The following is a 13,552-nucleotide window of genomic DNA, read 5'->3' on the forward strand; positions in this document are numbered from 1 at the left end:
GTTTTCGATGATTTATGGGCGTTCCATTACTTGGCATACCACGATCGCTTTTGCCACTAAGGAATTTTCGATCGATACTTCAATATCGATTTTCGCCGAACGTCGCCCCAGTTCTAGAATCTTCGGTTGAATGATGATCTCGCTTTCTAATTGGATCAAACGGAAGTAATGCAGATTGACTTGTTCGATCCAACTATTGCGCCGTTGATTCAACTGCATGGTACGTTTTGCCGTATTAGCGATCACTTCACTCAAGACACCAAAAGAGATCGTTCCGACTTCATTGACCATTTGAGGCGTCACCGCAAAGCTGAAATGCGGCTGCGGCAATTTGTTCCCTTCAAAATCTTGTTCGATGACTTGCATCTGTCCCGAGATTTGGTCTGAAATCGTATCTGAAATTTGTGTTTGTCGTTGGACCATCTGCATCGCTTTCATGATGTCTTGGCGTGTAACGATCCCGATCAAAGAAAGGTCATCTGCTACGACGGGCATCACTTCTAAGCCATCCCAAATCATCTGATGGCTGGCAGAGGCCACACTCATCTCTTTTTTTACGACCCGTGGTTCCCGGGTCATGATTCGTTCGATGATCTGCGTGTCAGGCTTTTCTAGGACATCTTTGGCTGTGATGATCCCAACGACCCGCATATTCTTGTTGACGACTGGATAGCGGGAGTGGTTGGTAGACTCCGAAAGCAGTTTGTAATCCTTGACCGTATCGAAGGTGTGCAGATACTTGGTTTTTTCCAATGGCATATAAATGTCACTCACCAGCATGATGTCCTTTTTGATCAGCTGGTCGCTCAAGGCACGGTTGATCATCGTTGCCACGGTAAAGGTGTCATAGGTCGTTTGTAAAATCGGCAGCTCCAATTCGTCTGCTAAGCGACAGATTTCCTCTGAGGTTTCAAAGCCCCCCGTGATCAAGACGGCTGCGCCATCTTCCAGTGCCAACTTGTGGACTTCGTTACGGTTTCCGACGATCACTAAAGAACCAGGCGTGATGTAGCGTTCCATTGCCGATTCCTTCATGGCGCCGATAACAAATTTGTTCAAGTCTTTGTCTAAACCGGCAGCGCCGCCTAAAACATCGCCTTCAATGATTTGGACGACTTCGCCGAAAGTTAGTTTTTCAATGTGTTTCTTTAGTTTCCGTTCGATACGGATGGTTCCCACACGCTGGATCGTTGAAACCAAGCCGATATTTTCCGCATCTTTGATCGCCCGATAGGCTGTTCCTTCACTGACATTCAAGTCTTTTGCGATTCCCCGCACCGAGATGCGATCGCCTACAGGCAGATTCTCGATATGCGCTAAAATCAAGTCGTGTTTTGTCGCCATAATTATCCCCTATTCCTACTACGAATCTTCCTGTTGCTTAAACTTCTAATGTCTCACCGACTGCAAGGATCTGGCCCACACCTGCCGGCAATAAATTCACGAAGGTTTGCGGATCTTGCTTGATCATTGGAAACGTATTGTAATGGATCGGTACTACTTTGCTCGCGTTTAAAAGCGCCGCTGCTGTTGCAGCATCTTGAACGCCCATCGTAAAATTATCCCCGATCGGTAAAAACGCCACATCGATGTCGAAACGTTCACCGATCATCGCCATATCGCTAAAGAGGGCAGTATCGCCAGCGTGGTAGATGGTTTTGCCTTCTGCTTCTAAAATGATCCCCACTGGATTGCCCATATAGATCATCGTTCCGTCTTCTTCAAGACCAGAGCTGTGTTTCGCTTCCACCATTGAGATTTTGCCAAACGGAAACTCAAAAGAGCCTCCCATATTCATGCCATGCGTCTCAGCAACGCCTTTGCGGGCTGCATAGCGGCAAATTTCAACGACACTGATCACTGGTGCTTCATTTCTTTTGGCGATCGGCACCATGTCCCCAATATGATCGCTATGACCATGCGTGATCAAAAGCCAATCGGTTTCCACTGTGTCTGCATCCAAATCAGTCAGAGCATTTCCAGTAATAAAAGGGTCAAACAACAATTTTTGGCCATCCGCTAATTGGATAGCAAGCACCGAGTGTCCGTGATACGTAAGTTTCATACAACATTCCCCTTTCCATCTAAGTAATACAGTCTAATATTTTTCATTATAACAGATAACGCCAGAAATCCAAAAGCACAAATTCTGGCAGCTTTATTACATCCGTCCTTTTTCTGGTTCTTGTCAAGAAAAATAAAAAAACTGTTCTACCCTTTCTGAATAAGGAATAGAACAGTTCGACCTGATGACTTCAAGCGATCATAGCGTTTTCTTACGTCCGCCTTGTTTATAGATGCGCCAGACTGTTAAGAATAACGCCGTGATACAAAGAAGGAACGCCCCAAAGAAGGTGATTTTCATGCCATAGGCAAAAATATCTGCCCGACCTGCGATATAGGTCGTCACATGCTTCCCATAGGCTTGACTCATTGCGGCATAAAGAATCGTCGTTGCTAAGGATATCCCTAAGACCATGCCCAAGTTACGGGCAAAGGAATTTAGACTACCTGCCACCCCAAGATTTTCTTTGGTGACGCTGCTCATCACCATCGTATTGTTGGGGGATTGGAACAACGAATTGCCTAACCCCATGATGGCAGTAGCGACGACATAGTACCAAATCGGCGTATGCTGATTCATAAACATATACATCAGCTGAGTGATGGACAGCAACGCTAAGCCAGCTAAGACCAAGATCTCCGGTCCTACACGGTCCGTCAAATAGCCGCTAAGTGGTGAACCAATGACCATCATCAAAGGAAAGACCATCATCAGCATTCCTGCCACGCTCGGCGTTAAGCCTCGGGCACTTTGCAAGTAAAAGGGAATCACGACATTGACAAAAAAGTTTGCAGAAAAGATCAGCAACGCCGTGATCAGGCTCATGGTGAAAATTTTATTACGAAAGATCCCAAAGGTAATCAGCGGTTTGCTCACACGCGCTTCTACTCGCAAAAAGACGATGAATGCCACTAAGGCGATCCCCACCAACAGCAGCGGCAGCCACGTTAGAAAGCCACGCTCTTGTCCAAGAAAAATGCCGCCAAAGAAGCTAATAATTGCAATTGAAAACAGCACAAACCCGGTTTTATCGATGGAATCATGACTCATGGTGATATCTTTTGGCAACACCTTTTCTCCAGCAATCATCGTCAGAATACCGACAGGAACATTGATCCAAAAAATAAACGGCCAAGAAAAATGCGCCAAAATCACTCCGCCTAACCCAGGACCGGCGATGGAGCCTAACGAAACAAAGGCACCGATCATCCCTAAGGCGCGTCCTCGTTCACTCATAGGAAAGACTTCGGTAATAATTCCGGTATTCGTCGCCATCGTCATGCTGGCACCGATCGCTTGCACCACTCGGGCAAATAGCAGAAATGCTAAGGAGTGATTAAACCCGCATAACAGTGAACCGATAATAAAGATCAGCATCCCCAAGCGGAATACTTTGATTTTGCCCCAACTATCCCCTACTTTACCGAATAACAAAAGGCAGGCACAAACGATCATCAAGTAGACGGATACGACCCATTCCGCTTGATTCATAGGTACACCCATATCTGCTGAGATCGTCGGCAATGCGATATTTACGATACTCCCATCCAATGTTGACATAAAGGTAAACATCGAAACAGCAATGAGAATCCACCACTTTCTCTGTTGTACTACGGGATTTTCTTGATAACTATTCACAAATCGACCATCCTCTCTTTGCTTGTTTTGTTCCTCTAGTCTTAGGGGGACAACTTTGTATTATTGATCGAAATCCATTCGCCGTCAATCCTTATCTGCTCATCACGACCAAAATAAAGGTCATTTTGTAAAAAAACCGCCGCTTGTTTTCTTGCACAAAAAAAGACAAAAGCTTCGGTGAAAAGAAATCGGCCGTCAAACGGCTATTCTTTCACCTGCTTTTGTCAGTAGGTCAAAACGAATTATTTACGGTTGCGATTTCTTTGGCTTGATTCCATGATGACCGGCAAGATGACGGGACGGCGTTTGGTTTGTTCAAACAAGAAACGACTCAAACGATCACGGATATCTTGTTTCAATTTGCTCCATTCAAACTCTTCATCATGAAGGTGTTTTTCTACGATTTCTTCTACGATCTCGCCACTTTCACGAATCAGGTCACGGCTGGCTTTCACGTAGACAAACCCGCGAGAAGTGATTTGAGGGGCAGAAATAATTTTCTTTTCACGACGATTGATCGTCACTACCGCAACGAAGATTCCGTCTTCAGATAAGACTTTGCGGTCTCGCAGGACGATATTCCCAATGTCACCGACACCGATCCCATCGATCATGACGTTTTCAGCTGGAACCGCACCTGCGGCAAGCATTTCGCCTTTTTTGTATTCTAACACATCTCCACGTGCAGTAATGAAGATATTTTTCATCGGAATCCCGACTTCTTGCGCCAAGTCCACATGGGCGGCTAATTGGCGGTACTCGCCTTGAATAGGGATAAAGTACTTCGGCTTCATCATATTCAACATCAGCTGCAGATCATTCGGGTTGGCATGACCAGAAACACGGAAATTATCCGAGATCTGTTTTACGGTACCGCCAGCGCGATAGATGATATCTTCCGTTTTCGCAACCACCGTTTCCATTGCCGTTGTCGGCGTCGTTGTGATGTAAACAAGATCTCCTTCTTTGATGCGCAGCGTCCGGTGAGAGCCGTTGGCCATTTTTTGCAACGCTTTGATTGGTTCCCCCATGCGACCTGTTTCTAAAATCAACAACTGTTCGTCTGAGTATTTTTTCATTTCTTTTTGGGTGATCAGCAAGTCTTCGGCAGGTAATTTTAATTTCCCTAACTTCATGGCCGTTTTGATGATCCGACCAAAATCTTGCCCGGTCAAAACGACTTTGCGATCAGAACGAAATGCCGCATCTAGTACTTGTTGCACCCGTTGTAAATTGCTAGCAACGCTAGCGACGATGATCCGACCTTCCCAGTAACGGATATTGTCATAAACTTCATCTTGGATCGTCAATTCAGAAGCAATCGGCGTTGGATTTTCGGCATTTGAAGACGTACTTAGCAATGCTAAGACTCCTTCTTTTCCAATTTCCGCTAAGCGGCCAAAATCGGTTTGATACATAGGGATCGCTGTTTGGTCAAACTTGAAATCTCCTGTATAAACGATATTGCCAGCTTCTGTTTTTACGCTGATTCCAACAGAATCAGGGATAGAGTGGGTCGTACGGAAAAAGCTGATGGTCGCATGGCCAAAGTCGATCTCCGAATGTTCATCGATCACATGAAAATCTTTGAAGCGCTTGGTAGCTTCATTTTTATTCACGGTCAATTTTGCTAGTTCGATCGTTAACTCGGTCCCAAAGACCGGTACTTGGATATTCTCCAAGAAATAAGGCAATGCACCAATCGCATCTGCATGCCCATGGGTCAAGAAGACACCCGCCACACGGTCGGCATTTTCTTCTAAATATGTGAAGTCTGGAATCACTGTATCGATCCCTAATAATTCATTTTCTGGATAACGGACACCGCAATCCAGCACAAATATATCCTCGCCAACTTCAGCAATGTACATGTTCTTTCCGTTTTCGCGTACACCGCCAAGAGGAATGATTTTTATCGTTTCCACTTTTATTCACCTCTTAATTTTTTTCTACTGTATTATTTCCCAAGCATAAGCCGTCCCTATTATTATACAACAAAAAAAAGAAAAGCGTGGCATTCACCACACTTTTCTGAAAAACTTATGGTTTACACATGAACTAATCCTTGCTGATGCAGGCTTTCGGCGATTTGAACGGAGTTCCATGCCGCACCTTTCAGTAAATTATCAGAAACGACCCATAAATGCAAGCCGTTTTCGACATCCAAGTCTTTGCGAATCCGACCAACAAAGGTTTCCGTTTTGTCCACACTGGTCAAAGCTTGCGGATATACTTGTTGACTCGGATCATCTTGTAAGACAGCTCCTGGCGCTTCGCTGATCCACTGCCTAACTTCCTCAACACTGGCATGGTCTTTGGTCTCGATATAAATCGACTCCGAATGACCGCTAAACACAGGGATTCTCACACACGTAGCTGCTACTTTGATCTGCGTATCTTCCATGATCTTCTTCGTTTCATTGATCATTTTCCACTCTTCGTAAGTATAATCCTCTTCGGAAAAAACATCGATTTGCGGCAAAGCGTTAAACGCGATTGGGTAGTGCTTTTTATCGCTGCCTGCTGGTAAAATCTCAGGGTTTAGTTCATCAGCGGCTTTGCCGGCTAATAGTTCTTGAGATTCACGAGTCAATTCAGCCAAGGCTTGTGCGCCAGCACCGGAAACTGCTTGATACGTTGAAACCAAGACCCTCGATAAACCGACTTTTTGACGAATCGGTTCTAATGCCACCATCATTTGAATCGTTGAACAATTCGGATTGGCAATGATTCCTTTATGTTGCGCTAATGCATGAGGATTCACCTCAGGAACGACTAGAGGAACATTCGGATCCATCCGAAAATGACTGGTATTGTCGATCACGACTGCACCGTGTTTGACTGCTTCTGGAGCAAATTGTTTTGAAATGCCACCACCGGCACTGAACAATGCAATATCGACTCCCGCAAAGGAATCTGCGGTCAGCTCTTGAATAACGAGCGGTTCATTTTTGAACACAAGGGTCTTCCCAGCAGAACGTTTGGATGCCAACAACGTTATTTTTTTGATCGGCAACGTGGTCTTCTCCAACATCTCAATCATTTTTGTTCCTACTGCGCCGGTAGCTCCGACAACTGCTATGTGATACCCTGTACTCATCAAATCACTCCTCGAATAAAAATACATTTTTACTAGTTTATCATATCTTGTAAAAAAGAAAAGACCTTTCGTGGAAAGAAGCGCAAAAAGAAGGCAGAACTATCTAAATTTTCAATCGTTTTCCCCGTTTTTGGAAAAAACTACCTATATTTAAGGGTTATCATTTGTCACATTTAGGTGTTATAGGATATAATACCGACAGAAGGAATTTTGGGGAAGATTCTTTCCAACGTGCATGGGGAAATTAAAAATACCCAAAACATTGAATGAGGCAAGAATTGCATATGCAATTCTTGCCTCATTTTTATGCTTCATTCGATTCTTCGTTATTTACTTTCACGATAGCAAAGCCTTTGTTATCAATGATCATCGTCTCATCTTCCAGTTGGACAAACTGTTCCATCAAAATTGAATCAGGACGAGAGAGTGTAAGTTGGTCCTCGCCAGTGTTGAAAATACCGATGATCCGCTGTGCCCCCAACTCTCGTTCGAAAATGATCAGGCCATCTTCTTCCGAAACCCAGTTCCAACTCAAGGAACCTTCAGATAAGACTTTTTGGTTGTCTTTGCGTAGTTTGATCAATGACTGGGTGAAATGCAGCAAATCACGATCTTGCTTTTCCTCATCCCAAATCATACATTTACGACAATCCGGATCCATATCACCGGTCAAACCAATCTCATCGCCGTAATACAGGCAAGGAACGCCTTGTTGCAGATACGTAAAGGCCATCACTTGGCGCATCAAGTCTTTGTCTCCCCGAGCCAAAGTTAACAAACGCGGGGTATCATGAGAATCCAAAATATTGAACTGCACTTGGTTGGTTTGCTCCCGATACAACATCAGCTGGTTATTTAATTCCGAGACCATTTTCGTCATGGAGATCTCGTCTTTGACAAAATATTCAATAATTGCATCTGTAAAGGCGTAGTTCATCACTGCATGAAACTCGTCGCCTTGTAACCAGCGTTGAGAAGAATGCCAAATTTCCCCAAGGATATAAAAATCATCTTTGGCCTCATCACACACTTGGCGGAATTTTTTCCAGAAGAAGTGACTAACTTCATTCGCCACGTCCAAGCGCCAAGCATCGATATCAAATTCTTCGATCCAATAACGAGCGATCTTCAACAAATAATCTTGCACATCGGGATTTTCCGTATTGAGTTTCGGCATATGCGGCGTAAAGGCAAAAACATCATAGGTGATGTCATAAGCGTCTTCAAAGTTTTCCCCTTCTTTGTAGTTGACAGGAAACTCATTGATGTGGAACCAATCAGCAAACGGCGAATCTTTGCCGTTTTTAATGACATCTAGCCATTGATGCGAAGTATCCCCCATATGGTTGAAAACAGCATCCAACATAACTTTGATGCCGCGTTTGTGGCATTCCTCCACTAATCGTTTAAAGGTATCGTTATCACCAAAAGCAGGATCGATGGCCAAATAATCGATGGTATCATACTTGTGATTCGAATAGGCCTCAAAAATCGGACAGAAATAGATCCCATTGATCCCTAGATCGACAAGATAATCCAAATGATCGATGACCCCTTGTAGATCCCCACCGAAAAAGTCTTGGCGATCGGGATTTTTTGAACCCCATGGCAATACACCTTCTGGATCATTTGATGGATCCCCGTTCGCAAAGCGCTCAGGGAAAATTTGATACCAAACCGTTTCTTTCGCCCACTCGGGAATTTTGAAACGATCGGCTTCTTGGAAGTAAGGCATCCGAAAATAATTGTTGTTCATTTCTAAATATTGCTGTTCAAAGGGGTAGACCCCGTGATCCCCATAGAAGACATGCAACCCATCGTAACTTTCGATGGAAAAGCCGTAAGACAAACGGCGGAATTCTGCTCCGACCGATACTTGCCAATAATCATGCAAGTCCGTGGAAAGAATTTTTTGCATTTCAATTCTTTGTTGGTACCACGCTTCTTTATACAGTGTGTAAGGATCACCGCAAAGCAGCTGGACATGGCGGACGTCTTGACGGGCGGTACGCAAACGGATATGCATTTTATCCTTCTCGTACAAATACGCAAATTCACTTTCGGGACGATGATAGATGGCAGTAGTATTCATAGCAGACTCCTTTGACTTGTTTGATATACTCATTGTCGCACAAATCAGAAGTCAAAACAAGAGAAAAACGCAATCGGTTGCTTTATCTAAAAAATCGATAATATAAGTTAATATGAAATTAATTCAGTAATTAAAAAGCAAACGATTGCTTCACCCATTTTTAATCAAACGGTGTCTTCTTCTCACATTGATTGCCAGTCCGTAAAATGTCATATTTCCGCAAGATCCCCACTGCCTCCGTCAACGACTGACTCAACTGCTGGATATCGTCCACAGCCATTTGAGCGGTTTTGGCATTCAAGCGGTCTTCCACTTGTTTTTTCTTTTGGACAAACAACTGCTTCCCAGCTTCTTCCAAATAAACATTGACGTTGCGACGATTGACGCCGTTGGTTTTGCGTACCACAAAGCCAGCCTTTTCCAACCCCGAGATCGAACGACTGATTTGGACTTTTGACGTACCGATTTGCTGGGCCAACTCGGACATCGTGATTCCTTCATTACTAGAGATCACCACGAGTTCCAAGATTTCCATTTTGGTCAATTTTAAATCTTCCAGACCGATTTCTTCAAACAATATGTTTCCCATCAGCGAAAAGATCTCCGCAAATACCGCCATATTGAATGTTCCTAACGCTTTTTCCATACTCTCCCTCTTTTCTGTTTTTAGTTTAGTATAAATTATTTGTTTAAACAATGATAATCGTTGATTTTTGTTAACCATTATGATAGCGTGGTTACATAATGAAAATAATCGTGAAAACGGCAAGAAAAGAGTGACCCCATGTTAGAATTAAAAGATATCAAGAAGTATTATACAGTTGGCTCCAGTACTACGAAAGCCCTCGACGGCGTCACCGTCGCCTTTCGTAAACAAGAGTTTGTTGCCATTTTAGGGCCAAGCGGCTCTGGGAAAACAACCATGTTGAACGTGATCGGCGGGTTAGATAATTACGACTCTGGTGATATGATCATCAATGGCAAATCAACGAAATCCTTTAAAGATCGTGACTGGGATGCCTATCGGAACAATTCGATCGGCTTTGTCTTCCAAAGCTACAATTTGATCAGTCATTTAGGCATCATCGACAACGTCGAGCTTGGGATGACCTTGAGCGGTGTGTCAAAAGAAGAAAAACGCGCAAAAGCAACCGATGCTTTGACGCGTGTGGGCTTAGCTGAGCATATGCACAAAAAACCAAATCAGCTTTCTGGTGGTCAAATGCAGCGGGTAGCGATCGCTCGTGCCTTAGCAAATGATCCTGATATCCTCCTTTGTGATGAACCTACAGGTGCCTTGGATTCAGAGACAAGTGTCCAAATCATGGAACTGATCCAAGAACTATCAAAAGAAAAATTGGTCATCATGGTTACCCATAATCCTGAATTGGCCCACAAATACGCTGGACGGATCATTGAATTCAAAGACGGACGAATCATTAAAGATTCGAACCCCCATGTCGAAGGACAAAAGAAAGACCAATTCGAATTAAAGCACACAAAAATGAGTTTCATGACGGCCTTACGTTTGTCGTTTAACAATATCCGCACAAAAAAAGGGCGCACCTTCTTGACAGCCTTTGCTTCTAGTATCGGAATCATCGGAATCGCCATTGTTTTGTCACTGTCAACGGGATTCCAAAAACAAATCGACAATACCCAGTCAGAAACATTAGCTCGTTTTCCGATCACGATCTCACAAGTGGCCACTGAACAAGATCCATCAGCGATGGGTACGCGGGAGAAATCTGAAGATTTCCCTTCAGATAAAGAGGTCACTGCCAAATTAAGTGATACGGATCGTGCAACTCATATCAACAAAATCGATCAAGAGTTTCTCGATTACATCAACGACATTGATCCTGAGTTAAGTAACAATATCGGCTACACTCGTTCCACTTCATTGAATCTTTTCCGCAAGATCGATGACAATGTGGAACAAGTCAGCTTCTCCAACGCGTCGCCTGACAATGAACAAACCAATGCCATGATGTCTGCCATGAGTGCCTCAACCGGTATTGGGGTTTCGACTTTCCCTGAGCAGTTATCAGAGGATAACGGCAATTTCTTAAAAGACAACTATGACCTTTTAGAAGGCAGCTACCCAAGTGCCAGCACAGATGTCGTTTTGATCGTCGATGAAAACAACGTAACGAATGTCAATGCATTGATCAATCTCGGTTTTGATATTGAAGATGGTGACACGGTTTCCTTCGACGATATCGTGGGAACAAAAATCACATTGGCGTCTAATGATGCCTTTTACACCGAATTGCCGACTGGAAACTTCATTCCAAACCAAGATATAAATGAAGTTTTCGATAACAGCAACAACAAAGAATTAACGATCAGCGGAATCTTACGTATCAAGCAAAACTCTACGATGAACTTGCTTTCAACCGGCATTGCCTACAGTGATGCCCTCGCGCAAGAAGTCATCAAAGAAAACCAAGACTCAGCGATCGTCCAAGCACAAAAAGATAGCGACACCAACGTGATGACGAATGAACCCGTTGACGAAAGTGCCAAAGATTCATTGATCGCTTATCTTGGCGGTAGTGATTTACCAAACAGCATTATGATCTATCCGAATGATTTCAGTGCCAAAGAAAAAATCCTTGATTACTTGGATGACTTCAACAAAGGCAAAGACAAAGAAGACCAAATCGTTTATTCCGATTTAGCCGGTACGATGACTCAATTGACTGGTGGCTTGATGGATGCGATCACCTATGTCTTGATCGCTTTTGCAGGCATCTCCTTGGTAACCAGCATGATTATGATCGGTATCATCACTTATACCTCTGTACTAGAACGTACGAAAGAAATTGGGGTCTTAAAAGCATTAGGTGCTCGTAAAAAAGACATCACCCGCGTCTTTGATGCCGAAACCTGTATTTTAGGGATCGCTTCAGGGGCTTTAGGTGTCCTAATTGCTTGGTTAGCTACATTCCCGATCAACTCGATCTTATATAGCATGACTGATCTCGAAAATGTTGCTCAATTAAATCCGGTCCACGGCCTGATCTTGATTGCCGTCAGCACCGTCCTAACGATGATTGGCGGCCACATTCCAGCTCGAATGGCAGCGAAGAAAGATGCAGCGATCGCTTTACGCGCCGACTAATTTTATAAGAAAACCCAGCAGACAGTAGCCATTCCTTTGGCTGCTGTTTTTTTGTCCTTCCTTCTGACTTCCAAAAGGTTTCTCTTGAAAAATTCATAAATGAGGAATACAATAGATTTGTTTTTAGGTATACCTAAAAAGATAGGACGTGAAACGATGAATGATGAAAAAAAATTGATCCAAGCGGCCAACGGTCCTAGCTTGGAAGAAATAAATAATACAGTTGCCATTCCAAAAAACGGCAGCTTTTGGCGCAATCTCTTAGCGTTTTCTGGTCCTGGGGCATTGGTAGCCGTGGGCTATATGGACCCAGGAAACTGGATCACCTCGATCGGTGGCGGTGCTGAATATGGCTATCTCTTACTTTCTGTGATCTTGATTTCCAGTTTGATCGCTATGCTGCTGCAATACATGGCAGCCAAGCTAGGGATCGTGACCCAGATGGACCTTGCGCAAGCAACTCGTAAACACACCAGCAAAGGCTTAGGCTTTGTCTTGTGGATCGTCACCGAATTGGCTATCATGGCAACGGATATCGCGGAAGTGATCGGAGGAGCGATCGCTCTCAATCTACTATTTGGCTTACCTTTATTAGTTGGGGTCATCTTAACGATTTTCGATGTACTGCTTCTGCTCTTTTTAATGAAATTGGGTTTCCGAAAAATCGAAGCGATCGTCATGACACTGATTTTGGTCATTATGCTGGTCTTTTGTTACGAAGTCATTATTGCTCAACCAAATTTGCCTGCTGTCTTGCAAGGCTTTATTCCCCAAAAGCAAGTCTTGAACCATGGGCAGCTGACAATGGCGTTGGGGATCGTTGGTGCGACTGTGATGCCGCATAATCTCTATCTGCATTCTTCGATCTCCCAATCACGAAAAATCGATCGCAGCGATACCCAAGAAGTGGCAACGGCCGTGCGGTTCGCTACTTGGGATTCCAATATCCAATTATCCGCTGCGTTTTTGGTCAATTGCCTGCTTTTGATCTTAGGAAGCGCCTTGTTCTTTGGTCATAGTGAAGAAGTCGGCACCTTCTCCGCGCTGTTTGATGCTTTGCAAGATTCCTCCATTGCTGGTGCTGTCGCCAGTCCAGTCTTGAGCGTTCTGTTTGCCGTGGCGCTCTTGGCATCTGGTCAAAATTCAACGATCACTGGGACACTGACGGGGCAAGTCGTGATGGAAGGATTTATCCATATGAAGATCCCTACTTGGGCGCGACGTCTGATCACCCGTGGCTTATCGGTGATCCCCGTCTTGCTTTGTACGATTTACTTTGGCGGCAACGAACAAGCCTTGGACGATCTGCTGATTTATTCGCAAGTCTTTTTAAGCATCGCCTTACCCGTTTCGATGATTCCGTTGGTTCTTTTTACCAGCTCAAAAAAAATCATGGGGGAACGCTTCAAGAATCCGCTATGGGTCTCTACCTTAGGCTGGATCTGTGCCATTGCACTGACGGTCTTGAATGTCCGCTTGATCATCGAAACACTCGGCAACTTCTAATAGAAAAAAAGCTTACGAGCTAGC

9 protein-coding genes are annotated in these 13,552 nt (G+C 44.1%); 2 read left to right on the forward strand and 7 right to left on the reverse strand.

Features of this window, described 5'->3' with window-relative positions; all coding sequences use genetic code 11:
- Positions 1-12 precede the first annotated feature (12 nt).
- The 7 genes from IGI78_RS13440 to IGI78_RS13470 all read right to left on the reverse strand — a co-directional run bounded on the left by IGI78_RS13440 (position 13) and on the right by IGI78_RS13470 (position 9,541).
- Entirely contained in the window at positions 13-1,344 is a 1,332-nt protein-coding gene (locus IGI78_RS13440) for a DRTGG domain-containing protein (protein WP_005228249.1), read from the reverse strand.
- Between the two features lie 37 nt (positions 1,345-1,381).
- Complete coding sequence (locus IGI78_RS13445) at positions 1,382-2,065, reverse strand: metal-dependent hydrolase (RefSeq protein WP_005228247.1); 684 nt, start codon at positions 2,063-2,065, stop codon at positions 1,382-1,384.
- A gap of 198 nt (positions 2,066-2,263) precedes the next feature.
- A complete protein-coding gene (locus tag IGI78_RS13450) occupies positions 2,264-3,703 on the reverse strand; it encodes an MFS transporter (RefSeq protein WP_015510327.1) in 1,440 nt (479 codons plus the stop codon).
- A 242-nt stretch (positions 3,704-3,945) separates the two neighbouring features.
- Entirely contained in the window at positions 3,946-5,628 is a 1,683-nt protein-coding gene (locus tag IGI78_RS13455; protein ID WP_010749981.1) for a ribonuclease J, read from the reverse strand.
- A gap of 122 nt (positions 5,629-5,750) precedes the next feature.
- Positions 5,751-6,803, reverse strand: coding sequence for an aspartate-semialdehyde dehydrogenase (locus tag IGI78_RS13460; RefSeq protein ID WP_195266138.1), 1,053 nt, complete (start codon positions 6,801-6,803; stop codon positions 5,751-5,753).
- 304 nt (positions 6,804-7,107) lie between these two features.
- On the reverse strand, positions 7,108-8,895 hold the full coding sequence (locus IGI78_RS13465; protein ID WP_034872136.1) for a glycoside hydrolase family 13 protein: 1,788 nt from the start codon (positions 8,893-8,895) through the stop codon (positions 7,108-7,110).
- A gap of 160 nt (positions 8,896-9,055) precedes the next feature.
- Positions 9,056-9,541: a MarR family winged helix-turn-helix transcriptional regulator gene (locus IGI78_RS13470; RefSeq protein WP_195266140.1), complete on the reverse strand. Its 486-nt coding sequence runs from the start codon at positions 9,539-9,541 to the stop codon at positions 9,056-9,058.
- Between the two features lie 138 nt (positions 9,542-9,679).
- Here IGI78_RS13470 and IGI78_RS13475 point away from each other — a divergent pair, with 138 nt between their 5' ends.
- Both IGI78_RS13475 and IGI78_RS13480 read left to right on the forward strand, forming a co-directional pair.
- A complete protein-coding gene (locus IGI78_RS13475; RefSeq protein ID WP_430618079.1) occupies positions 9,680-12,022 on the forward strand; it encodes an ATP-binding cassette domain-containing protein in 2,343 nt (780 codons plus the stop codon).
- Positions 12,023-12,178: 156 nt separating this feature from the next.
- Positions 12,179-13,528, forward strand: coding sequence for an Nramp family divalent metal transporter (locus IGI78_RS13480; RefSeq protein ID WP_005231816.1), 1,350 nt, complete (start codon positions 12,179-12,181; stop codon positions 13,526-13,528).
- The last annotated feature ends 24 nt before the right edge of the window (positions 13,529-13,552 follow it).

The sequence above is a fragment of the Enterococcus sp. DIV1767 genome, assembly GCF_050542585.1.
Taxonomy (GTDB): Bacteria; Bacillota; Bacilli; order Lactobacillales; family Enterococcaceae; genus Enterococcus_D; species Enterococcus_D innesii.